This is a genomic window from Rhizobium sp. NZLR1b (assembly GCF_019685155.1).
Lineage (GTDB): Bacteria > Pseudomonadota > Alphaproteobacteria > Rhizobiales > Rhizobiaceae > Rhizobium.
The window spans coordinates 1-23,929 of sequence record NZ_JABDWC010000001.1 but is presented as its reverse complement, the minus strand read 5'-3'; the positions used below and the strand labels follow the sequence as shown (position 1 = coordinate 23,929).

General features: G+C 61.1%; 21 protein-coding genes. 13 read left to right on the top strand and 8 right to left on the bottom strand.

Annotated elements, in window-relative coordinates:
- The first annotated feature begins 19 nt into the window (after positions 1 to 19).
- Positions 20 to 2,023, top strand: coding sequence for a CocE/NonD family hydrolase (locus HJB84_RS00105; RefSeq protein ID WP_405049106.1), 2,004 nt, complete (start codon positions 20 to 22; stop codon positions 2,021 to 2,023).
- 3 nt (positions 2,024 to 2,026) lie between these two features.
- On the opposite strand, the gene HJB84_RS00100 is transcribed toward HJB84_RS00105, so the two are convergent.
- A complete protein-coding gene (locus HJB84_RS00100) occupies positions 2,027 to 2,938 on the bottom strand; it encodes an alpha/beta hydrolase (RefSeq protein WP_221114920.1) in 912 nt (303 codons plus the stop codon).
- A gap of 262 nt (positions 2,939 to 3,200) precedes the next feature.
- On the opposite strand from HJB84_RS00100, the gene HJB84_RS00095 reads away from it, so the two are divergent.
- The gene (locus HJB84_RS00095; protein WP_207584981.1) at positions 3,201 to 3,725 is read left to right on the top strand and encodes an RNA polymerase sigma factor; all 525 of its coding nucleotides are present in this window, start codon (positions 3,201 to 3,203) and stop codon (positions 3,723 to 3,725) included.
- Complete coding sequence (locus HJB84_RS00090; protein WP_207584982.1) at positions 3,722 to 5,860, top strand: VWA domain-containing protein; 2,139 nt, start codon at positions 3,722 to 3,724, stop codon at positions 5,858 to 5,860. Before HJB84_RS00095 ends, HJB84_RS00090 begins: the two co-directional genes overlap by 4 nt.
- Before the next feature lie 55 nt (positions 5,861 to 5,915).
- On the opposite strand, the gene HJB84_RS00085 is transcribed toward HJB84_RS00090, so the two are convergent.
- Complete coding sequence (locus tag HJB84_RS00085; RefSeq protein WP_221114919.1) at positions 5,916 to 6,842, bottom strand: SMP-30/gluconolactonase/LRE family protein; 927 nt, start codon at positions 6,840 to 6,842, stop codon at positions 5,916 to 5,918.
- A 226-nt stretch (positions 6,843 to 7,068) separates the two neighbouring features.
- On the opposite strand from HJB84_RS00085, the gene HJB84_RS00080 reads away from it, so the two are divergent.
- Complete coding sequence (locus HJB84_RS00080; RefSeq protein WP_221114918.1) at positions 7,069 to 8,142, top strand: LacI family DNA-binding transcriptional regulator; 1,074 nt, start codon at positions 7,069 to 7,071, stop codon at positions 8,140 to 8,142.
- A gap of 13 nt (positions 8,143 to 8,155) precedes the next feature.
- Here HJB84_RS00080 and HJB84_RS00075 read toward each other — a convergent pair whose 3' ends face one another.
- On the bottom strand, positions 8,156 to 9,187 hold the full coding sequence (locus HJB84_RS00075) for an L-idonate 5-dehydrogenase (protein WP_221114917.1): 1,032 nt from the start codon (positions 9,185 to 9,187) through the stop codon (positions 8,156 to 8,158).
- A gap of 10 nt (positions 9,188 to 9,197) precedes the next feature.
- On the bottom strand, positions 9,198 to 10,139 hold the full coding sequence (locus HJB84_RS00070; protein ID WP_221114916.1) for a 2-hydroxyacid dehydrogenase: 942 nt from the start codon (positions 10,137 to 10,139) through the stop codon (positions 9,198 to 9,200).
- A gap of 135 nt (positions 10,140 to 10,274) precedes the next feature.
- On the opposite strand from HJB84_RS00070, the gene HJB84_RS00065 reads away from it, so the two are divergent.
- The 9 genes from HJB84_RS00065 to HJB84_RS00025 all read left to right on the top strand — a co-directional run bounded on the left by HJB84_RS00065 (position 10,275) and on the right by HJB84_RS00025 (position 19,524).
- Positions 10,275 to 11,039 (top strand): SDR family oxidoreductase, encoded by a 765-nt coding sequence (locus HJB84_RS00065; RefSeq protein ID WP_207584987.1) that lies wholly within the window; start codon positions 10,275 to 10,277, stop codon positions 11,037 to 11,039.
- Positions 11,040 to 11,052: 13 nt separating this feature from the next.
- Positions 11,053 to 11,607, top strand: coding sequence for a gluconokinase (locus HJB84_RS00060; protein ID WP_207584988.1), 555 nt, complete (start codon positions 11,053 to 11,055; stop codon positions 11,605 to 11,607).
- On the top strand, positions 11,597 to 12,490 hold the full coding sequence (locus HJB84_RS00055) for an NAD(P)-dependent oxidoreductase (RefSeq protein WP_207584989.1): 894 nt from the start codon (positions 11,597 to 11,599) through the stop codon (positions 12,488 to 12,490). The genes HJB84_RS00060 and HJB84_RS00055 overlap by 11 nt, the downstream gene beginning before the upstream one ends.
- 108 nt (positions 12,491 to 12,598) lie before the next feature.
- The gene (locus tag HJB84_RS00050) at positions 12,599 to 14,095 is read left to right on the top strand and encodes a sugar ABC transporter ATP-binding protein (RefSeq protein ID WP_207584990.1); all 1,497 of its coding nucleotides are present in this window, start codon (positions 12,599 to 12,601) and stop codon (positions 14,093 to 14,095) included.
- An 18-nt stretch (positions 14,096 to 14,113) separates the two neighbouring features.
- Positions 14,114 to 15,154 (top strand): ABC transporter permease, encoded by a 1,041-nt coding sequence (locus tag HJB84_RS00045; RefSeq protein WP_164012916.1) that lies wholly within the window; start codon positions 14,114 to 14,116, stop codon positions 15,152 to 15,154.
- Positions 15,155 to 15,205: 51 nt separating this feature from the next.
- On the top strand, positions 15,206 to 16,303 hold the full coding sequence (locus HJB84_RS00040; RefSeq protein WP_221114915.1) for a substrate-binding domain-containing protein: 1,098 nt from the start codon (positions 15,206 to 15,208) through the stop codon (positions 16,301 to 16,303).
- A gap of 89 nt (positions 16,304 to 16,392) precedes the next feature.
- The gene (locus HJB84_RS00035; protein ID WP_207584992.1) at positions 16,393 to 16,731 is read left to right on the top strand and encodes a hypothetical protein; all 339 of its coding nucleotides are present in this window, start codon (positions 16,393 to 16,395) and stop codon (positions 16,729 to 16,731) included.
- Between the two features lie 160 nt (positions 16,732 to 16,891).
- Entirely contained in the window at positions 16,892 to 17,116 is a 225-nt protein-coding gene (locus tag HJB84_RS00030; protein WP_207584993.1) for a hypothetical protein, read from the top strand.
- Positions 17,117 to 17,538: 422 nt separating this feature from the next.
- Positions 17,539 to 19,524 (top strand): methyl-accepting chemotaxis protein, encoded by a 1,986-nt coding sequence (locus HJB84_RS00025; protein ID WP_221114914.1) that lies wholly within the window; start codon positions 17,539 to 17,541, stop codon positions 19,522 to 19,524.
- Between the two features lie 80 nt (positions 19,525 to 19,604).
- On the opposite strand, the gene mctP is transcribed toward HJB84_RS00025, so the two are convergent.
- From mctP to HJB84_RS00005, 4 genes are all read right to left on the bottom strand, one after another.
- A complete protein-coding gene (gene mctP / locus HJB84_RS00020) occupies positions 19,605 to 21,080 on the bottom strand; it encodes a monocarboxylate uptake permease MctP (protein ID WP_221114913.1) in 1,476 nt (491 codons plus the stop codon).
- On the bottom strand, positions 21,070 to 21,267 hold the full coding sequence (locus tag HJB84_RS00015; RefSeq protein WP_164012938.1) for a DUF3311 domain-containing protein: 198 nt from the start codon (positions 21,265 to 21,267) through the stop codon (positions 21,070 to 21,072). Before HJB84_RS00015 ends, mctP begins: the two co-directional genes overlap by 11 nt.
- 247 nt (positions 21,268 to 21,514) lie before the next feature.
- A complete protein-coding gene (locus tag HJB84_RS00010; protein WP_221114912.1) occupies positions 21,515 to 22,186 on the bottom strand; it encodes a response regulator transcription factor in 672 nt (223 codons plus the stop codon).
- Positions 22,183 to 23,568: a cache domain-containing protein gene (locus tag HJB84_RS00005; RefSeq protein ID WP_221114911.1), complete on the bottom strand. Its 1,386-nt coding sequence runs from the start codon at positions 23,566 to 23,568 to the stop codon at positions 22,183 to 22,185. The genes HJB84_RS00010 and HJB84_RS00005 overlap by 4 nt, the downstream gene beginning before the upstream one ends.
- Positions 23,569 to 23,929: the final 361 nt, after the last annotated feature.

Sequence of the window (23,929 nt, the reverse complement as noted above, 5' to 3'; positions counted from 1 at the left end):
ATCACTGAAAGGAATGAACATGGGCTCGCGCGGCTTTGCCACGATCGAAAATGAATGGATCACGCTGAAGGATGGAACACGGCTTGCCGCGCGCATCTGGATGCCCGACGGCGCGGAGCAGGATCCCGTTCCCGCCGTCTTCGAATTCCTGCCCTATCGCAAACGCGATGGAACCTGCCTCAGGGACGAGTCGACCTATCCAGTGTTTGCGGCCGCAGGCATTGCCGGCGTGCGCGTCGATATCCGGGGATCGGGAGAATCCGATGGCGTCATCGATGGCGAATATACCGAGCGTGAGCTCGCCGATGCCTGCGAGCTGATCGCGTGGATTGCCGCCCAGCCATGGTCGAACGGCTCGGTCGGCATGATGGGCATCTCCTGGGGCGGGTTCAACAGCCTGCAGGTCGCAGCTCTGCGCCCGCCGGCGCTGAAAGCCGTCATCTCGCTCGCCTCGACCGTCGACCGCTACAATGACGATATCCACTACAAGAACGGCTGCCATCTCTCCGCCCAGCTCTCCTGGGCGGCGACGATGCTCGGCTACCAGTCGCGCCCGCCCGATCCGGCGCTGGTCGGCGAGCGCTGGAAGGAAATGTGGTTGGAGCGCCTGGCAGGCGAACCCTTCTTCATGGAGGAGTGGCTGGCCCACCAACGGCGCGACGATTTCTGGCGTCACGGCTCGATCGCAGAGGATTTTTCAAGCGTCGAGATCCCGACGCTGGTGATCGCCGGCTGGGCGGATGGCTACCGCAATACGCCGCTGATGGCGGTCGAGGGCTTGGGCGATAAAGCCAAGGCGTTGATCGGCCCTTGGGTGCATAAATACCCGCACTTCGCCTGGCCGAAACCCCGCACGGATTTCCATGGCGAAGCGATCGCCTGGTGGAACAAGTGGCTGCGTGGCGAGGACAATGGCATCGACCGCTTGCCGCAGGCCCGCGCCTATATTCTCGATGCCATCCGCCCTGCGCCCCGCCGCGATAGTGATCGGGGTTTCTGGATCGCCAAGGATGTCTGGACGCCGCCGCACATGCAATGCTTCTATGTCGAGCAATTCGGCAGGTTGACGGAGGGCATGCCGATCCCGCATGCGCCCGAGCATCCCGTCTATGTGAGCTCTCGGCTCGACATCGGGACGGCATCGGGTGAATATTTCACGCTGAAGCCGGATGCCGAAATGGCGATCGATCAGCGCTCGGACGATGCCGGCTCATTGGTTTTCGATACGATGCCGCTTGCCGGCGATTGCGACTATCTCGGCCGGCCGGTGCTGACGCTTGCGCTACGTCCCGGCGCGGCGGGTGGGAATCTCTGCGCCCGGCTCGTCGACGTCCATCCGGATGGCACGGCAACGCGTGTCGCCTTCGGCGTTGTCAATCTTACCCACCGTGACGGCAATGCCGATCCCAAGCCGCTGATTCCAGGCGAGACAGTGTCGATCCGGCTCGCGCTCGACGCCTGCGGTTATCGCTTCCGCAAGGGGCATCGCATCCGTCTTTCGCTTTCGACGGCCTATTGGCCGATGATCCTTCCGCCGCCTGAGGATGAAGGGGTAGAGATCGATATGGCATCGCTCGGCCTGGGGCTGCCGGTGCTCGGCGACCATCGCAGGATTGAAATCGAGGAACCGGCCAATCCCGATCCTCTGCCAAAATATATTGAACATGCGGCGGCTGCGACGAAACGGCAGGTCGTCCGCGACCTGTCTGCCAACCGGACGGATTATCGCATCCACGAGGATACCGGGCTCCACGAACATCCGCAGACGGGCCTGTCAACCCGGCAATTGCGCGAGGAAGTCTGGTCGATTTCACCGGATGATCCGCTGTCGATGACAGGAACATCGACCTGGACCTGCGACATGCGCCGCCCCGGCTGGTTCGTCCGCACAGTCTCAACGGCGCGGATTGCCTGCACTGCGACCGATTGGATCATCAGCGCCGTCGTCACCGCTTTCGAGGACGACGTGCAGATCTTCGAAAAGGTCTTTGCGGAAAAGCGGATCCGACGCGACCTGATGTGATCGTCAGGGCGCCGCGAAATGCCGGACTGCCTCGCAGACGGCATGGAAACCATCGCGTGCGCCATCGCTGATGTGGCGGGCGCGCAGCCAAGCATGCACCATTTGCGGCTCCTCCCGAAACCAGACTTCGACGCCCTCCGCGGTAAGCCGGGCGGCATAGTGCCGGCCGTCGTCGCGGAGAGGATCGAAATGCGCGACCGTGATGAAGGCCGGCGGCAGCCCGGCCAGCGAGGCTGCCTGCAGCGGCTCAGCGATCTCACTGCCTGCCGTCGCCTGCAGGATGTCGCGATAATAGGCGACATCCGCCGTCGTCAGCCCTGGGGCCTCGGCCATCTCGACGTAAGAGCCTGCCGTAAGGTCCCCGCCGAGCGCGGGGTAGATCAGGACCTGGCCAATGAGGCCGGACAGGCCCTCGTCGCGTGCACGCAATGCAAGGCCCGCCGCAAGATTGCCGCCGGCGCTGTCGCCGATCAGCACGACCTTGCTGTTGGCGGAAAGCAGATGCTTCAACACGGTAAAGCCGTCATCCGTCTGTGCCGGCCAGCGATATTCCGGGGCCAGCCGGTAATCGACGGAAACGAGTTCCGCGCCGGCAAAATCGGCAATCTCGGCGCAGATGGCATGGTGGCTCTCGAGCGACCCGACAACGAAGCCGCCGCCATGCAGATAGAGCAGGATGGTCCGCGTGACGATCTTCCGTGGGCGGTAGCGCCGAATCGGTATGCGCTGAAGCATGCCGTCCGCAAAGATCATCTCCGGGGGCAACGGTCGGTCGAAGCGGGCGCAAAGAGCGTCGTACCAATGCCGCTGCTGCTCGGCCGACGCGTCAACGGCGTCCGCGGGATAGAAGCTATCGCAGATCTCAAGAAACTGCAGGATGCCCTTTTCGGTGGGCGCAGGCGATGGAGCGGACATTGAAGGTCCTTTCGATTTGGGACATGCAGACCCATGTCCCTGGCCGACTCTGCGCTCATCATGCGTCAAGGTGACGGAGGCAATCTGTCTGGTCGCGACCCATAAATGTCGCGACACTCGATTATTTTGAACCCGCATTTCCAGATTTCGGCTTTTTTTCAAAAATCCGATATTTTTTCGTCATCGACCCAAGGAAAGCCTTCGGAGAAACGTCTCAATTCCGAAATAGCATCTTGCTGGATAGCTTGGGGGTAGGTGCGCATTGGATGCGGAGCTCATAGAACGAGCACAGGGCGGCGACCGGGAGGCCTTCGGGCAACTGGTTTCGCGCCACTATGATTTCGTCCATGCGGCGGCATGGCGGTGGTCGGGCAGTTCCACCGACGCGGACGATATTGCCCAGGAGGTTTGCGTCAAACTCGGCGCAGCCATTCGCGGCTTTCGTGGCGCCAGCCGCTTCAGGACATGGCTCTATACGCTGACGCTCAACGCGGCCCGCGACCATAGACGGAAGCTTGCGCGAGAAGAGCAGACATTTCGCGCATTCGCCGCCGAACCGCGGCAGGATGCGCCGGCCGCAAACGACGACGAGTTATCGAGTGAATTATGGGCAGCCGTGCGCGCCTTGCCGGAAAGGCAATGCGACGCCGTGCTGCTCGTCTATGGCGAAGGCCTTAGCCATTCCGCTGCCGCCGATATCATGGGCTGTTCGGAAACGACCGTGTCCTGGCAGGTGCATGAGGCGCGCAAAAGGTTGAAGGCCATGCTCGGCAAGGAAGAGGTATGACCGTGGACAAGGAACTTGAAAAGCTCTCCCGCCTCACCCCGCCGGCAGCCGATCCGGAGGCGCGCGTACGCGCCCTTGCCGCGGCGATGCAGGCCTTCGACGGCGCAGAAAATAATGTGGCGGCAGCCCAAGGAAATGCGAGAGGCTGGCGTCAAAGCTCCGTCATCAACTGGATATGGAGCCCAGCCATGAACAAGAAATTCCTTGCCGGTTCAGCGCTTGCGACGCTGCTTGTCATTCCCGCCGCCGGTTATCTCGTAGTCGAGCTGACCCGAAACGGATTGCCGATCATCGACCAGACTGAGATCGCCGGCAATCTTTCGCAGAATGGGACGTCGAAACCGGCCGAACCGGCAGGCAAGCCGGCAGACCCAGTTGCGGCTGCGCCTCAACTTCCCGAGGCAGCGGCCGAAGAGAACAAACTGGCTCGATCGTCAGCGGCCGGCAACGCCGAAGCGTTGCAGGACAAGGAGCAGCAAGCTGCCGCGAAAGCCAAGGCGCCGCAGACCTCTGAGTTCGATGCCGATGAAATGTCGACTCTTCTGAATAAGTCGGAGGGTTCCGCCACAACGCTCGGCGAAGCCAAACGCTCCATTGCACCCGGCATCGCCCCCCAACAGCAGCCAGCCGAACCGATGGCTGCTGTCGCCCCTTCCCCTGCTCCGCCGGCGGACGGACGTGTCCAGCTTCAGCTCGATCCCAGCCACGAGCGCTTTGCCAATGCCGCGGCTAATCCGATCAAGAGTGTCGCGACCGATCCGGTCTCGACTTTCTCAGCCGATGTCGACAGCGCATCCTATTCCTTCGTCCGCCGGTCGTTAACGGGCGGGGCGATGCCCGATCCGCAATCGGTCCGCGTCGAGGAGATGATCAATTATTTCCCCTATGACTGGCCGGGTCCCGATAAGGCCGAGCAGCCCTTCAAGGCGACTGTGACGGTGATGCCGACGCCGTGGAACCACGACACGGAATTGATGCATGTGGCGATCAAGGGCTATGACATCGCGCCGGCGACTGCGCCGCACGCCAATCTGGTCTTCCTGATCGACGTCTCGGGCTCGATGGACGAGCCGGATAAGCTGCCGCTGCTGAAAAGCGCCTTCCGCCTTCTGGTCAACCGGCTGAAGGCTGACGATACAGTCTCGATCGTCACCTATGCCGGCAATGCCGGGACCGTGCTTCAGCCGACGCGCGTGATGGAGAAGTCAAAGATCCTGTCGGCAATCGACAGGCTGGAAGCTGGAGGTTCGACCGGCGGCGCCGAGGGCATCGAGGCAGCTTACGACCTTGCCAAACAGGCATTCGTCAAGGACGGCGTCAATCGGGTGATGCTGGCGACGGACGGCGACTTCAATGTCGGCCCATCAAGCGACGAGGATTTGAAGCGCATCATCGAAGAGAGGCGCAAGGACGGCATCTTCCTCACTGTTCTTGGCTTCGGACGCGGCAATCTCAACGACTCGCTGATGCAGACGCTGGCGCAGAACGGCAATGGCAGCGCCGCCTATATCGACACCTTGGCGGAGGCGCAGAAGACGCTCGTTGAAGAGGCCGGGTCGACGCTGTTTCCGATCGCCAAGGACGTCAAGTTCCAGGTCGAGTTCAATCCGGAACGGATCGCCGAATACCGGCTGATCGGCTACGAGACACGCGCCCTCAACCGCGAGGATTTCAACAATGACCGTGTCGATGCCGGCGATATCGGCTCCGGCCACAGCGTCACGGCGATCTACGAGATTACCCCCAAAGGAAGCCCTGCGGTCATGAATGACGACCTGCGTTATGGCGCAGCCGACAAGGCGCCGGCACAGGCCTCCGATAGCGCTCATGGCGGCGAGCTTGCCTTCGTCAAGATGCGCTACAAGCGGCCGGGCGAGGATAAGAGCGCCCTCATCACCACACCTGTCGACAACGGCAACGTGGTCGCCACTGTCGACGCCGCGCCTCAGGATGTCCGTTTCTCGGTGGCCGTCGCCGCCTTCGGCCAGAAACTGAGCCGCAGCGCCGCCCTCGATGCCTATTCCTATCAGGCGATTGTCGATCTCGCGGCGGCGTCGCGGGGCACGGATCCGTTCGGCTATCGATCGGATTTCCTCGGGCTGGTCCGGCTGGCGGATGGCCTCAGCCAACGATAAGTGGAGAAGCGCAAAGGAGAGGCCGCCCGGAAAGGCGGCCTCTCCTGCTTGGTGTTTAGCCGGGTCTTGATCCATTGGCCGTAAGGTAGACAGCATAAAGGGACGTTGTTGCCGTGATGAACAGGCGATTCAATTTCTCGCCGCCGAAGGCGACATTGGAGACGATCTCGGGAATATGGATTTTGCCGATCAGCGTGCCATCCGGATCGTAAGCGTGCACACCGTCGCCGGCGCTCGTCCAGATCCTTCCCTTCCGGTCGACACGAAAACCGTCGAAAAAGCCCGAGGTGCATTCGGCGAAAATACCGAGATCGGTCAGCTTTCCATCGTCGGATACAGCAAGCTTTCGTATATGGCGCGGACCGCCTGATAGATGCGTACCTCCGGTGTCGGCGACATAGAGCAGCTTTTCGTCGGGGGAAAAAGCCAGCCCGTTCGGCTTGACGAAATCGGACGTCATCTGGTCTGTCGTGCCCGTTGCCGGGTCATGCCGGTAGACGTGGCATCCGCCGATTTCCTCTTCGCCGTAGTCGCCTTCATAGTCGTGAAGGATGCCGTAGCTCGGGTCGGTGAACCAGATAGTTCCATCGGATTTGACGGTGACGTCGTTTGGAGAGTTGAGCCGGTTGCCGGCAATTCGGTCGGCCAGAATGCTGATCTGGCCGTTGAAGTCGGTTCGCGTGACGCGACGCGTCAGATGCTCGCAGGTGATGAGCCGGCCCTGAGTGTCGACGGTATTGCCGTTCGAATTGTCGCTGGGGGCGCGGAAGACCGACGTATGGCCGCTGGTATGGTCGTAGCGCATCATTCGGTTATTGGGGATGTCCGAGAAAACCAGATAACGCCCGGCGGCAAACCAGGCTGGCCCCTCCAGCCAGCGGCCGCCGGTCCAAAGCCGTTCGACACGTGCGTGACCGACGAAGCAGCTTTCAAAGCGCGGGTCGAGAACCTCAAAACCTGTACCGTCAATTTCCCCGAACATCTGTTCCTCCGTTACTCTTGAGTGTTATCGATATCATAATGTCGTGTTTTGTAGGCTTCGTACAGCCATCCGACCTGACGTCGTTCCTGTGCATTGCACCAGAAACGCAGGTTTTTGCCGGAGGAAGTGGCGCATTCTTGTGAAAATATCGATTGTGCGATGATAGCGATAACTTTATCGTGTCTGGATTGTCGAGCGCAGGAAGCGTGTTTGAAAGCGGAGACCAGTGAAAAACGAGGATGAGCCGAAAGACAAGCGTCTGAAGCCGGGAGACGCTCAAAAGCTGACGATGGCGGAGGTTGCCAAATATGTCGGCGTATCCGCCATGACCGTTTCGCGGGCCTTCCGCCAGGATGCAAGCGTTTCCGAGGAGACGCGAAAGCGCATCATGGAAGCTGTCGACGCGCTCGGCTACGTGCTCGACCTGTCGGCCGGCAGTCTTTCGTCAAGGCGCAGCGGCTTCATCGCCGCGCTGGTGCCCTCCATCAACAATTCGAATTTTTCCGACACCGCGCGCGGCATCACCGATGCGCTGGAGAATACCGGCCTTCAGCTTCTTCTCGGCTATACCGACTACGCGGCGGAGAAAGAAGAAGAGCTGATCGAGGCGATGCTGCGCCGTCGTCCTGAGGGCATTATCCTGACCGGTGGTTCGCACACGGCGCGCGCCCGGCGGATGCTTGCAAAAGCCGGCATTCCTGTTGTCGAGACCTGGGAGCTTCCAGAAGACCCGATCAATCATGTCGTCGGCTTTTCCAACAGCGAGGCGATGGCCCTTCTGGTGCGGGCGCTCGCCGGCCAGGGATACCGGAAGTTTGGCTATATCGGCGGAACGACGGCACGCGATACGCGCGGCAGTCAGCGGCGAAGCGGTTTCCAGAAGGCTGTCGAAGAACTCGGCCTGGGACCGGGGCGGATGATTTCCTTCGGCGTACCGCCGATCACCATGGAACAGGGCGGCCAGGCGATCGTCAGCCTCTTGGAGCGCTGGCCGGACACGGAAGTCGTTCTCTGCGTCTCCGACCTTTCCGCTTTCGGTGCGATCATGGAATGCAAGCGCAGGGGAATGAAAGTGCCGGGTGATATCGCCATCGCCGGTTTCGGCGACTACGAGATTTCGTCGATCTGTCATCCCAGCATCACGACCATCAATGTCGACTGTTACGGCATCGGCCGCCAGGCCGCCGCCCGCCTGCTGGACGCGCTGCAGGGCAGCGGCGAGGCGACCGGCGACGAGATCATATTGACCGGCTATAGGGTCGTCCTGCGCGAAAGCACGGGCCGCAGCGCCGCCCAATAGTCGGATGCCGATATCAGAAGGCGATCTGCACTTTCATCGATTTGCTGCGGTCACCTGCCAGCTCAAAGGCGGCAACGGCCTCATCGATGGCAAAAACGCCCGTCAGCAACGGTTTCAGATCGACGCGGCGCGCGTTAATCAGCTCGACGGCGAGCGCGAATTCCTCGTGAAAACGGAACGTCCCGCGCATCTCGATTTCTTTGGCAACGATCATGTTCTGTGGGATGGAGACATCACCGCCAAGGCCCAGTTGCACCAGAACGGCGCGAGGCTTCAGCGTTTCCAGGCCGGCGCGCACGGCTCGCTCATTACCTGACGCCTCGAACATCACATCGAAGTATCCCTTTTCGGCACTGTAGGCCGCAAGGTCGGAAGCATGGGTGGCAACATTGATCGTTCGATCCGCGCCGCTGGTGCGGGCGATGGCCAGAACGCTATCCGTCACGTCAGTCGCGACGATTTCGCGGGCGCCGAGAACGCGCGCCGCAATGATTGCCAACATCCCGATCGGGCCGCAGCCGGTGACGAGCACCCGTTTGCCCAGCAGCGATCCGGCGCGGTTTGCCGCATGTAAAGTTACAGCAAAGGGTTCTGCGAAGGCGGCCTCATGAATGGAAATGCCCTCAGTGACCTTGTGGCATTGCCAGCGCTCCGCCACCAGTCGCTGGCGAAAACCGCCCTGAATATGCGGCATCGGCATGGCGCTGCCATAAAACCGCATGTTGAGGCAGTGGTTCTGCTGTCCCTTCAGGCAATATTGGCAATGATTGCACGGCCGGCTTGGGGAAACCGCAACACGGTCTCCCATGGCAAGATCGGCAACGCCGGCGCCCAGTGCCTTGACCGTCCCGGCAATCTCATGGCCGAGAATCATCGGTTCGCGCAGACGAACGGTGCCGAAGCCGCCGTGATTGTAATAGTGCAGGTCGGAACCGCAGATGCCGCCGGCTTCGATGGCAATCTCAACCTGCCCCGCGCCTACAACCTCCGGCTCTCGCTCTTCGATCCTCAGATCCTTGGCGGCATGAATGACGATGGCTTTCATATCGAAATCCTTACACGACGGGAGTTGGAAGTGGGCGACCGGCAAAATGCGCAGCGAGATTGTCTCTGACCAGTTGGCCCATTGCCTTGCGTGTCTCGACGGTACCGGAGCCATGATGGGGCTGCAACACAACGTTTTTGAGCGTCAGGAAACGCGCATCGATCTTGGGTTCGTTCAGGAAGACATCGAGGCCTGCAGCCTGAATGCTACGGTCTTGCAGTGCGGCGATCAGCGCCTCTTCGTCGACGGTCGTCCCGCGCGAAACATTGATCAAAATGCCGTTGGGGCCGAGGGCTTTAAGCACATCGGCGTCGATGATCTTCACAGTCGCCTCCCCTCCCGGAACGATGACGATCAGAAAATCGGCCCAATCGGCAAGCGCCACCAGGTCCGGCTGGTAGGCATAGGCGACATCCGTGTGCTCGTGGCGAGTGAAATAGGCGATGTCGCAGCCGAAACCGGCAGCCCTTCTGGCGATTGCCTGGCCGATCCGGCCCATGCCGATGATCCCGACCTTCTTGCCGGAGACGCGCGTCACCAGCGGCATGGCGACACTGCCCCATTGGCCGGAGCGGACGAAAACGTCGGCCTGCGGAACCTGTCTCGCCGTGGCAAGCAGCAGCCCGATGGCGATGTCGGCGACATCTTCGGTGAGCACATCGGGGGTATTGGTCACGCGAATGCCATTGGCGCGGGAAAAGGACAGGTCGATCGCGTCGGTGCCGACGCCGTAACAGGAGACGATCTCCAGCTTCGGCAGTTGCTTCATCAGCTCGGCGGAGGCGCCGAGTTCACCACGCGTCGCGATGGCGCGAATATCCCTGCCGACCCTTACGATCAGTTCTTGCCGGTCTGCCGCTTCCCACAGGCGATGGACGCGATACTTCGCCTCCAGATCCACCATGTCCCACTCCGGATAGGCTCCGGTCATCAAGATTTCTACCTCAGGCATTCCGTCTCCATCCGGCATTTTGACAGTTGATTATGTTATCGATAACATATAATTCGAAGGCGGGATGTCAAGTGAGTTTCACCGCGAGTGGCGGTATAAGCGGTCATTCGCAGCGACACTGGAGGAGTTATTTGCATGAAGAACCTGTTTGATCTGACCGGACGGCTTGCCCTGATCACCGGCTCGAGCCAGGGGATCGGCTATGCCCTGGCGGAAGGCCTGGCCCAACACGGCGCCGAGGTCATCATCAACGGCCGCACGCCCGAAAGCGTCAAGCGCGCAGTCGAGAGCCTCAAGGCTCAGGGCCTGTCTGCCCATGCGGCGATCTTCGACGTGACCAGCAAGGATGCGGCCAAACAGGGCATTGACGCGGTCGAAGCCGATATCGGGTCGCTCGACATCCTGATCAACAATGCCGGCATGCAGTTTCGAAGCCCGCTGGAAGATTTTCCGGCGGACAAATGGGAACTGCTGTTGACCACCAATATTTCGAGCGTGTTTTACGTCGGCCAGGCAGCCGCCAAAGCCATGATCGCCCGCGGCAAGGGCAAGATTATCAACATCGCCTCGGTTCAAAGCGAACTCGCCCGCCCCGGCATTGCTCCTTATACGGCAACCAAGGGCGCGGTGCGCAATCTGACGCGCGGCATGTGCGCCGACTGGGCCAAGTACGGCCTGCAGATCAACGCGATTGCGCCAGGTTATTTCAAGACGCCGCTCAACCAGGCGCTCGTCGACAACCCCGAATTCTCGTCTTGGCTCGAGAAGCGGACGCCGGCCGGACGGTGGGGCAATGTCGAGGAACTGGTCGGCGCTGCCGTTTTCCTGTCGGGCGGCGGTTCGTCCTTCATCAACGGCCACACGCTTTATGTCGACGGCGGCATCACGACCTGCCTCTGACAGAGACGAGACAATGGACTTCGAAAGAAAGGCACCGCCTCTTGCCGTCGTTGTCATGGGCGTAAGCGGCTGCGGCAAATCCTCGGTTGGAGAGCGCATCGCCGCTGAATACGGCATGCGATTTGTCGAGGGCGATCAACTCCACCCCGTCGGAAATGTCGCGAAAATGGCTGAGGGCACCCCGCTCACCGACGCCGACCGGCTGCCCTGGCTCGACCGGATTGGTGAGGAAATAACCACTGCGCAAGGCGCGTCGCAGGGATTGGTGATCTCGTGTTCGGCGCTGAAGAAAGCCTATCGGGACAGGCTGCGGCAGGCGGCAAGCGGGCGTCTGGCCTTCGTTTTCCTGGAAGGGTCTCGCGATTTATTGCTGTCGCGGATGCAGGCCCGCAAGGGTCATTTCATGCCGGCGTCCTTGCTTGACAGCCAACTGCAGGCGCTGGAGCCGCCGGCCGGTGAACCTCACGTGGTGACGGTGCCGATCGATAATGTGTTGGACGATATTGTGGCGCTGGCTTGCAAAGGGCTGAGCGGCGTGGCTGTCAAGGGAGGGTTTCATGCAGTGTGACTATAGAGCAGATGTCGCCGTCATCGGCGCGGGCATCATGGGAACGGCGATCGTCAGCCGACTGATCGAAACCGGCCACAAAGTATCGGTCTTTGACCTGGATGCCGAAAAAGTTGCGGCATTAGCAGCCAAGGGCGCCCACGCGGCGAGTTCCGTGCAAGATGCGGTCGCGGCGTCGGAATTCTGCGTGCTCAGCCTCAATCATGCGAACATCGTGCGTGCCGTCGTCTTCGGCGAGAAGGGCGTTGCAGCGGCGGCGAGCGCCGACAAGCTGCTGATCGACATGTCCTCCATCGATCCCGCCGAGACCGCGGACATGGCGATGCGACTGCGCCGGGAAACGGGCATGGCATGGGTGGATTGCCCGCTTTCCGGCGGCGTGCCCGGTGCGCTGAGCGGGCGCCTGACGATCATGGCCGGCGGCAGCCCTGAGGATTTCGAACGGGCGCGCGTGGTGATGCGGCATCTTGCCGCCAATTACACGCTGATGGGCGGATCCGGCGCCGGGCAGACCACGAAGCTGATCAACCAGCTGTTTTGCGCCGTGCTGTTTCAGGCCGTCGCTGAAGCCGTCAAGCTTGCCGAAGCCGGCGGCGTCGATCCCTCAGCCATCCCGGCAGCTCTTGCCGGCGGTCGGGCGGACAATCGGATCATGCAGGAATTCATGGCAAAATTCGCCGCCCGGGATTTCTCACCGACCGGCAGGATCGACAACATGCTGAAGGACCTGGATTCGCTGCAGGCCTTTGCGCTGAAGACAAAGACGCCCTTGCCGATGACCGGCGCGGTAGTCGAAATCCACCGACTGCTCTGCGCCGCCGGGCTCGGGCCGAAGGACTCCGCCGAAATGATGCGCCTTCTCGACGGGCTTCAGCCCGGCTGACGCCAATCTTTATTCGAAATTCGAGATTGTCATCTTTCCGCTTGACCATCAGCAAATGTTATCGATAACATACAGCCAATAACAACCGCAGCTTTGGGAGGAGCTACAGTGGAAGCCAGGAGACTGCTGGAGTTCCAATCGATCACCAAGAGCTTCGGCGGCACGCAAGCGCTGCGTGATGTCTCGATCGATTTGCGCGAGGGAGAAATTCTCGCGCTGCTCGGAGAAAACGGCGCCGGCAAATCGACGCTCATCAAGACGCTCGCCGGCATCTACAAGCCAGATAGCGGCGACATCCTTTTCCGCGGCGAGAGCTACCACCATCGCCCCCCGAAGCCGAACGAGCGGCAGCCGGTTGCCTTCATCCACCAGGATCTCGGTTTGATCGAGTGGATGACGGTCGGCGAGAATATGGGCCTGTCGCAGGGCTTCTCGATGCGCCGCGGCCTGATCGATTGGAACAGGACGCAAGCGCGCGCCAAGGAAGCCCTGAAACTGGTTGGCTGCGATTTTGACCCCACCACGCGGGTCTCGACGTTGTCGCGCACCGAAAAATCGCTTGTCGCCATCGCTCGCGCACTTGCCGTCGAAGCTGACGTTCTGGTGCTCGACGAGCCGACGGCGAGCCTGCCCGCCGATGAAGTCGACCGGCTGTTCAATGCGATCCGTCCTCTAAAGGATCGCGGCGTCGGCATGATCTATGTCTCCCACAGGCTCGACGAGATTTTCCGTATTGCCGATCGGGTCGCCGTTCTGCGTGACGGATGCATGGTCGGACAGAAGCCGGTCAGCGAAACGGCGCCCGACGAGCTGGTGACGATGATCATCGGTCGCAGCGGCGATAGTCTCTTTTCCAAGGCCGCGATTACGCCCGGCAAGGCGATCGTCAAGGTTCGTGACCTCATCTGTGCCGGCACGAGCCCGATATCCTTCGATATCCGCGAAGGTGAGCTGCTCGGCCTGGCCGGATTGCGTGGCGCCGGCCAGGAACGGATCGGCCGGGCGCTGTTCGGTTGCGAGCCCTTCAACGGCACGGTTCTGCTGCATGACGAGGCCCCGGATCTTTCGAGCCCGCGACGGGCCATGGCGTCGGGGATCGGATTGATTGCCCGTGACCGGACGGAAGAATCCGTTGCTCTGTCGCTTTCCATCCGGGAAAATACCTATCTCAATCCAGGCGCCGTCGGCCGCGGGCTTTTGTCCTTCCTGTCGCCGCGCGGCGAAGCCGACCTTGCCCATGCGATCGGCCACACCGTCGGCCTGCGGCCGAACGATCCGGATCTGCCGGTCGAGGCCCTGTCGGGCGGCAACCAGCAGAAGGTGGTCGTCGGTCGCTGGCTGGCGACCGGCCGCAAGCTGCTGGTCGCGGAAGATCCGACCGCCGGCGTCGACATCGGCGCGCGTGCCGAGATCTACCGTCTGATCACCCAGGCGCTCGAGGCGGGTCTCGCGGTTGTCGTCGTCTCGACCGATTTCGAGGAAATCGCCCATATATGCCACCGCGCGCTGGTCTTCTCGCGCGGCAAAATCGTCAGCGAACTGACTGGAAGCGCCCTCACGACGGAGGCGGTCATCACCGCCGCCTCCGCGTCGGAAGCGGCTTGAGCCATCGGGAGAACAGCCATGCAATCCATTGAATCCACCGCGCTGGAGCCAACCAAGAGCGAAATGGCCGGCCTGTCCACAGGCCAGAAGATCGGACGCCTGATCCCGGTCTACGGGCTGGTGATCCTGACCGTCGGCCTGATCGTGATCTTCTCGATCCTTCTGCCGGATACGTTCCCCACCGTGCTGAACGTTCGCTCGATTGTCTCAGACAAGGCAATCATCGCGCTTCTGTCGCTCGCCGCGATGATCCCGATGGCATCGGGCCGCATCGATCTGACCGTTGGCTACGGCATCGTGCTCTGGCATATTCTCGCCATCAGCCTGCAGACCGCTTATGGCCTGCCCTGGCCGGTCGCCGTGATCATCGTTCTGGCGCTCGGCGTCCTCACCGGCTTCATCAACGGGCTGTTGGTCGAAGTCGCAAAGATCGACAGCTTCATCGCCACGCTCGGTACGGGAACGGTTCTCTACGCGCTTGCCCTCTGGCACACCGGCGGGCGGCAGGTGGTCGGCGTCTTGCCGGAGGGTTTCTATGCGCTGAATGGCACCATGCTGTTCGGCCTGCCGATCACCGGCTTCTACGTGCTGCTGATCGCCATCTGCATGTGGGTCGTGCTCGAATACCTGCCGATCGGCCGCTATCTCTACGCCATCGGCGCCAATCCCAAGGCGGCAGCCCTCAATGGCATTCCGGTCCGCAAATTCGTGATCGGCGCATTCGTCACCTCAGGCCTGCTGGCAGCGCTGACCGGGGTCCTTCTCGCCTCGAAGCTGCGCATCGGCCAGGCCAGCGTCGGCCTCGAATATCTGCTACCGGCGCTTGTCGGCGCATTTCTCGGATCGACGACGATCAAGCCGGGGCGGGTGAACGTCTGGGGCACTTTGATCGGCGTCATCATTCTGGCGGTCGGCATATCCGGAATTCAGCAATTCGGCGGGTCGTTCTTCGTCGAGCCGCTGTTCAACGGCGTAACCCTGCTGATTGCGATCGGCATAGCAGGGTATGCCCAGCGCAAGCGCGGAGCTGTGAGGAGGATCACACCCGCATCCAAATGAGGATGCCGGCTCATCCCGGCATCTTACAACAAACAAAATGGAGGAGTGGACATGAAGCGCAGAACATTATTGCAGGCAACGGTCGCAACCGTCGCCGTTATGCTCAGCATGCCGGCATTGGCCGATTCAATGGCCGACGCCAAGGCCGTTGTCGGCAAGTATGCTTCCAAGGTGAGCGCCTGGGATGGCCCGACGAGCGGCCCCAAGGGCGCCAGCGGAAAGAACATCGTCATTCTGGCCGGCGACATGAAGAATGGCGGCATTCTCGGCGTGGTCAATGGCGTTCAGGAAGCGGCGGGCGCGCTGGGGTGGACGGTCAAGGCGCTTGACGGCGCCGGTTCGATCGGCGGGCGGACCGCGGCGTTCGGCCAGGCGATGGCCCTGAAGCCGGATGGCATCATCATCAACGGCTTCGACGCGGTCGAGCAGAAGCCGGCGATGGAAGCGGCCAAGGCGGCCGGTATTCCAATGGTTTCCTGGCACGCCGCCTCGGCTGTCGGCCCCGTTCCCGAAGTCGGCGTCTTCGCTAACGTGACGACCGATGCGATGGAAGTATCGAAGTCTGCGGCCGATTGGGCCTTCGTCGACGCAGGCGGCAAGCCTGGCGTCATCATCTTTACCGACTCCACCTATGCGATCGCGATCGCCAAGGCCGACCGCATGAAGAAGGAGATCGAGGATCTCGGCGGCACGGTGCTCGAATATGTCGACACGCCGATTGCCGAAACCTCTCAGCGCATGCCGCAATTGACCACGTCGCTGCTGCAGAAGTATGGCGCCAAGTGGACGCATTCTCTGGCGATCAACGACCTCTATTACGACTTCATGGGGCCTTCGCTCGCTTCAGCCGGCATTGCCGGCGACGGAAAACCGGTGAACGTTGCAGCAGGCGATGGTTCGGAGAGCGCCTATCAACGTATCCGCGCCAAGCAGTTTCAGGCCGTCACGGTCGCCGAGCCGCTCAACCTCCAGGGCTGGCAGCTCGTCGACGAGCTTAACCGCGCCTTTGCGGGCGTTCCGTGGTCGGGTTACGTGTCGCCACTGCATGTGGTGACCAGCGCCAACGTCGAGTTCGACGGCGGACCGAAGAACAGCTTCGATCCCGATAACGGCTATCGCGATCAATACAAGAAAGTCTGGGGCAAATAAGCCTCCGATCAGGGCGTATCGGTCGATACGCCCTCACTTCCTCGCATCCCCATCGATCCAGCTCCGGCGAGTTTTTTAAAAGAGAAGCTATGATTATTCGTTATGCTTTATTTGAAGGTGAAATCCATCCCGGTCGGGAAGAGGAATTCCGCGACTTCGTGAAACAGCGGCTCGTCCCGCTCTGGACGAAATTTCCGGGCGCCGAGGAAGTCCGGGTGCTGGACGGGATGGAGCGCGACGAAGGCGCCCCGGTCTATGCCATGGCCTTGGCCATTCGTTACCCGGATATGGATGCAGTGAACGCAGCGCTTCGCTCCGATGTGCGCTTCGAGAGCCGCGAGGTCACCGGCGAACTCCTCCAGCTCTTCACCGGCAAGGTGCATCATCACGTCTTCCAGGCCAACGAATACTCGCCGCATACCGCCTGAGATCGGCGCATCGATTTCGGCAAGCAACGCATGTTTTCCGGGTGATGGTCTTGATGACTGCGTCAGGTCGCCGTCGCAACTCATCGATTGCGGCCGGAATTCCTGGCGATATAAAGGTTGGCGTCCGCCATATGCAGCGCCGCCCCCAGGCAGTCGGCCGATGGAACAGGTGACTTCAAGCTTCGGGGTCACCTTGGCCATTCGTGGTCCGCAGCCGCTCGACATCGGCAAAGGTGTCCCCGGCACTCGCCCGGGAAACAACAGCAGGAATTCCTCGCCGCCCATCCGGATCGTCAGACAGCCTTCCTGTCCAGTGTCGCCCAGCAACGCGGCGCAGAAGCTGCAATTCATGCCGATTGCATCGCTGAACATCGACTACGCCTAGGCAGATCAATGCTTGGCTCTTGGCAAGTGGATTCAAACCGTCCGTTTGCAACAGGAGATGTGCGTCACTTCAAACCAACAACTTGGTGTAGGTTTTCCGCGCGGACGTCGAGCCGTTTAAGACGAAAAATGCGACAAAATAGTCAAAAAGCGCAGCAATATGACGCCCTGCCGGCTTCGTTTACACTCTCTAAAATATCTCCCCCTATTTTTAAGGGTATCGGAGCGACGTTCTGAGGATCGTCACCTACGCCATGATGGCCGGCCAGGTATACCGAAATCTCGCATGAATCGACGTTGTTACGCTGACGCTCGCCCCGCTTTAGGCGCGACGCGCGCAGTAGTGCACGGCGGACGTATTCGGGCACAGATCCTGGTCATAGACACCTTTGACAAACCTCGCCAACACGATGGAGCGTGGCAATGGATACTATTAAACGTTTCGGGATCGCGATGCGTCTCGCTCTTGGCTTCAGCTTCCTGATTGTGCTGATGGCCGGCCTGAGCATCTACTCGGCGGTACAGGTCGATGAGATCAACAGCAACCTTGGAACGATCAACGACGTCAACAGCGTCAAGCAGCGGTTTGCCATCAACTATCGCGGCAGCGTGCACGATCGGGCGATTGCCATTCGCGACGTCACTCTGGTGACCTCTGCCGATGAACGCAAAGCGGCCGAGGCATTGATCGAAAAGCTGGCCGCCACCTACGCCGAGAATGAAAAGCGCATGGCGGATATGGTTGCATCTCCGGCAGGTGCGACGGATCAGGAAAAGACCATTCTGGGCGACATCGCCGACATACAGGCGAAAACCAATCCTTTGGTCGCTCAGATCATTGCGCTGCAGGAAAAGGGCGATGGCGACGCGGCCCGCAAGATCCTGCTCGAACAGGCAAGACCGGCCTTCATTTCCTGGCTGGGCGCCATCAACAAATTCATCGATTATCAGGAAGCACTGAACAAATCGATTGGTGGCGAGGTTCGCAGCACGGCAAGCGGCTTCAAGCCGATCGTGCTGACGGCGTTGGGTATCGCGGCTCTTCTTTCGATCATTGCGGCTGCGATTACCGCGCGTACGATCGTCGGCCCGCTGGCAAAATTGCAGCTTTCGTTGAAAGCGATGGCGGAGGGCAATCTCGACGGCGATCGTCGCCTCGAAGCGCGAGGTGATGAGATCGGCAAGCTTGCGCGCGCTGTGGCCGGCTTGCGTGACGCCATTTCGACAAAGGCCGAACGGGAAGCTGACACGGAAGCCAAGCGGGCTGTCGCAGAACGGCATCGGCTCGAACAGGATGCCGATGAACGCCGCACTCTTGCCGAGCAGACCGACCGGGCTGTCGGCCAGCTTGGCGATGCATTGCAGGCGCTGGCCGACGGCGACCTCACACAGCAGATCGACACGCCGTTCATCCCGTCTCTGGAAAAGCTCAGAGCCGACTTCAATACCGCTGTCGAAAAGCTCCGCGCCGCCATGCAGAAGGTTGCTCAGAACGCAAGTGCGATCGCCGCCGGCGCACAGGAGATCCGATCTTCGTCGGATGATCTCGCCAAGCGGACCGAACAGCAGGCCGCATCCGTTGAGGAAACCGCTGCTGCGCTCGAGGAAATCACCACCACTGTCGCCGACTCGAGCAACAAGGCCCAGGAAGCAGGGCAGCTCGTTCGCAAGACGAAGGACAGCGCGGAGCGTTCGGGCAGCGTCGTCCGGGGTGCGGTCGACGCGATGGGCAAGATCGAATCCTCCGCTACTGAAATCGGAAGCATCATCGGTGTCATCGATGAAATCGCCTTCCAGACCAACCTGCTTGCGTTGAATGCCGGTGTCGAAGCCGCCCGCGCCGGTGAAGCAGGCAAGGGTTTTGCCGTCGTTGCCCAGGAGGTGCGCGAATTGGCGCAACGTTCCGCCAAGGCTGCAAAGGAAATCAAAGAGCTGATCAACGCGTCGAACGGCCACGTGAAAAACGGCGTCGCCTTGGTCGGCGAGACCGGAAAAGCCTTGCAAGAGATCGTCGCACAAGTGCAGCAGGTCGACGGCAATGTCGGCGCTATTGTCGGCGCTTCGCAAGAGCAGGCAACGGGTCTGAAGGAGATCAACACCGCTGTCAACAGGATGGATCAGGGCACGCAGCAGAACGCAGCCATGGTGGAAGAAGCGACGGCCGCCGCCCATAACCTCGCCAAGGAAGCCGACGCGCTGTTCCAGCTCCTAGGCCAGTTCAGCATCGGGGGCGCGGTGGTATCGAAGCGCTCAACGCAGCCCGCTGCCGCGGCACAACATGCTCAGCCGGTGTCCTCGCCGGCGCGCCAGATGATTGCCAAGGTAGGCAGGTCGTTTCAGCGAAGCGCGGGCCAGGGAAATGCGGCCCAGGGGAACGCAGCATTGGCCGGCGATTGGGAAGAGTTTTAAATCGGACTGATTTCCGGTCAGCTTCTGCTGGATAGCAAATTGCAAAGGGCGGCGTGTGCCGCCCTTTGCTTTGATTGGTCTCACGCCCGGGCCGGAACCTTGGCCGGAAGCAGGGCATTGAGCACGACTGCGACCGCGATGTTTGCCGCAAGCGCCAGCAGTCCCGTGTAGACGGTGAAGGGCTCGCCGCCGAGGCTGATCATATGCAGCGGTTTCCAACCGGCATCCCAGACCAGGAAGGTGCCGCCGCAGAAGCCGACGAACCAACCGGCCAGCAGAGCGGGTGCTCGAAACCAGTTGGTGTAAAGGCCGAAGACCAGGGCCGGAAGTGTCTGCAGGATCCAGATGCCGCCGAGCAGCTGCAGGTCGAGTGCGAACTGCGTCGGCAGGAAGATGATGACGAGCAGCGCACCGACCTTCACCACCAACGAGGTGATCTTTGCGACCTTCGCCTCTCCCGCATCGCTGACCTTCGGATCGACATAGGCTTTCCAGAAGTTGCGGGTGAAGAGATTGGCGGCACCAATGCTCATCACCGCCGCCGGCACCAGCGCGCCGATGGCGATCGCCGCAAAGGCGAAGCCGGAGAACCAGCCCGAAAACAGCGTCTTGAACAGGGTCGGAACGACATCATTGGCACTGTCGAGCTTCAGATTGGCGGCATGACCCATATAGCCGAGCAGTGCCAGAAGACCGAGCAGCAGCGTATAGGCGGGCAGCATGATCGCGTTCTTGCGGATCGTCTTGCCGCTGTTGGAGGCAAAGATGCCTGTCAGCGTATGCGGATACATGAAGGCGGCAAGCGCCGAACCCAGCGCCAGCGTGGCATAGGCGACATATTGATTGCCGCCGAGCAGCAGGTTGCCGGAGCCCTTGGCCTGGAAGGCCGCATCGGCCGAGGCGAAGACATTGGCGTAGCCGCCGAGCTTCGACGGGATCAGTGCGACGGCTGCGATCACCACGATGTAGATCATGATGTCCTTGACAAAGGCGATCAGGGCCGGCGCGCGCAGGCCCGCCGAATAGGTATAGAGCGCCAGCACGATGAAGGCGATCGCGAGCGGCAATTCGCCATGCAGCCCGAGCGCCTTCAGGACCGCAGTCATACCGACGAGCTGGAGGGCGATGTAGGGCATGGTGGCGATGACGCCCGTTGCCGCGACGGCGAGTTCGAGGCCGCGCGATCCGTATTGGCCGTGGACGACGTCGGCAGCCGTCACATAACCGAACTCTTTGGCGCGTTTCCACAGAACCGGCATGACCATGAAGACGAAGGGGTAGACGACGATGGTGTAGGGCAGCGCGAAGAAGCCGTAGGCGCCGACCGTATAGACCAGCGCCGGGACGGCGATCACCGTATAGGCGGTATAGAAATCGCCGCCGACGAGGAACCAGGTGATCCAGGTGCCGAAGTTGCGGCCGCCGAGGCCCCATTCATCGATATGGGCGAGCGTCTCGGGCTTGCGCCAGCGGCTGGCGACGAAGCCCATGACCGTGACGAGGACGAAGAAGAAGATGAAGACGGCAAGCGCCTGGCCGTTGATATCAGTCGTCATGGCGGGTGCTCCGATAAGCGATCCAGGTTAGCGTCGCGGTGATCGGCACCCAGAGAAGCTGATACCAGTAGAAGAACGGAAAGCCGAAAAGGGACGGCTCGCGGACATTGTAAAATGCCGGCCAGAGCAGGCCTATATACGGAATGATCAGCAGCCAGAGCGCTGCCTTGCTACGTGGTTTTTCCATGTCGGAATACCTTTCAGGCGCCGCGGGCGGCGGTCGCCATGTTCCAGTTGTCGGCGTGGAAGGCAGGTCTGTCAGCCGGCGGCGGCAGCAGGCCCTGTTCGGGTCGCTCGAGCTTTTCCGGACGTTCGGAAGCTGATGTAACGCATGTGAATTCCTCCCAGCGGCTTGCACTTGGCTAGCGGCGAATGGAGTCCTAGGGCGTCGGATTTATCCTCACAAGATGGGCGAGGAGCTGAAGTGCCGGGCTCTACCCAGAAGTGGGTAGGCGCGGATCCACGCCGACTTTCGGGACGATGCCGTGGTCGAGCGCATAGCGGATGAGACCTGCTGTCGTTGCGATGCCGAGCTTTTTCTTGAGGTTCTTGCGATGTGTTTCGGCCGTGGCGGAGCTTATCCCCAGCACCTCTGCGATCTCGCGGTTGCTCCTGCCTGCAACGATCAGCCCGAGAGTGTCGCGCTCACGCGGCGTCAAGGGATCGCTCCCCTCCTCCGCGCGTTCGCCCATCAGCGCATCGAAGACGCCGGAGGAGAAATAGGTGCCGCCGCCGGCGACGGTTTCGATAGCTGCGACGATCTCGTCGGTCGAGACGTCTTTGAGGACGTAGCCGGCGGCGCCATGCATGACCGACGAGGAAATATACTCGCGGCTGTCATGCATGGAGAGCATCACGACGCGAGTTTGCGGAAGTTCGTTCCTGAACAATTCGATCGCATCGATGCCGCTGAGCTTCGGCATGTTGATATCCATCAGCACCACCTGCGGCTGAACCTGCCGGGCGATGTCGAGCCCGGTTTGAGCCAAGCCGGCGGTGCCGGCGACTTCGATATGGTCGAATGTGTCGAGCACGGCTTTCAGCCCGTCCAGCACCAGCGGATGGTTGTCGATCAGCAGCACCTTGATTTTCGGGCGTGCCGTCATGCGGCTTCCGCCTGCTTGCCGGCGGCAAGATTGGCCGATCTCGGCATCATGGCCGTCAGCGTCGTGCCGGCCTCGCTGCTGTTGATCAACAACAGACCGCGGAAATGTGCCATCCGCTCCTGCATGTTGCGCAGGCCGAGTCCCGCTCTGCCTGAGGCGCCGTCCTTGCTGCCGTCGAAGCCGGTGCCGTTGTCGGAGATGGTCATGCGGGCGCGGCCGCCGTCGCTCCAGAGCTTGACCGTAAGCCGGGAGGCGCCCGCATGGCGCTCGACATTGTTGAATGCTTCCTGTGCGACGCGATAAAGTGCGGTGTTGGCTTCGGCTTTCAGCCTGTCGGTGAACGCGGAAGCGTCGATTTCCGTCTCGATTCCTGTCCGCTCGGCGAAATTGTAGCAGAGCGCCTCAAGCGCCGCCTTCAGGCCGAGGTCGTCGAGCACGCGTGGGCGCAGGTCGTGCGAGAGCCGCCTGATCTCCTTGATGGCGCCGTTCAGCGCCTCGACGCCGCGGTCGATGGTCAGCGCCGCATCGTCGACATTGGTCCTGACCTTGCGGCCGGCGAGATCCATCGCATAGCGCACGCCGACGAGATTTTGGGAAATGCCGTCATGTAGTTCGCGGGCAAGCCGCGCGCGCTCTTCTTCCTGGGTGTCGATGACCCGCTGCGTCAGCGCCTTGAGCCGGCTATCGGCCATGCGGCGCTCGTGGAAGGTCAGCAGCATGCAGGTGGTGAACACGACGAGCACCGAAGGCACGGCGATCAGCGCGACGATGACGAAGGTCCGTCTTATGTTGACGCGCATCACCTTGTTGGCGGCGGCACTCTGGGCAAAGACGTCATCGAGATAGACGCCGGTGCCGACGACCCAGCGCCACTTGTCGAGACTGACGACGAAGGAGAGTTTGTCGGCGATCTGTCCGGTCGATGGCTTTTGCCATTTGTACTGATGCAGGCCGCCGCCCGCTCGCGCGGTGGCGATCAGTTCGGCGATGACCTTGTCGCCATCCGGATCGGTGAGATCGAGCCAATTGTGCCCATGCCGGAAGCTCTGGCGCGGGTGGACGATATTGTTGCCGTCATAGTCGTAGACGAAGAAATATCCATCCTTGCCGTAGTCGAGCGAGGTCAGGATCGCGGCCACCTGCTCCTTGGCGGCCTCGTCGTTGGCCCCGGCCTTGTCATAGATCGTCTGGATGGCCGACAGCGCAAGGTTGGTCAGATTGAGGATCTCGGCTTCCTTGGTCTTCAGCATGTTCTGCTCGAACGTGTCGATGCTGTTCTTGGCGAGATTTGCCGATTGCCAGGTGATAAAGGTGGTGATCGCAAGGATCGAGATGACGAGCGGGACGATCGCCAACGCGATGATCTGGTGTCGTAACGTCAAGGGTCGTTCCTCCCGGGATTTGCGGCCGGAATTATGCCCTTTGGCGAATGTGAGTCCAGCGGCTTGTCGCGCTTGCCGCGCGACCGGATCAATGTCGGTTCTGAATTAAAGAGTTAGAGCATGATGTCGTCCGAAAACCGCTCACACTTTTCGGCATCATGCTCTAGCAGGCTGCTGAAATTCGCTCTGCGTTGGCGCAGTTGCTTGCTGTGGGTCTGATTTTTTTACAGACTGGCTGTCGTGCGGTGGGATTTTGGCCGATTGAGGCGGGTTTTCTGGCCATATCGGCTTATTGATCTCCCTCAAGACACACTTCGCCCGTCGATCCGATCAATTTGGGAAGGCGGATGATGTTGTACGC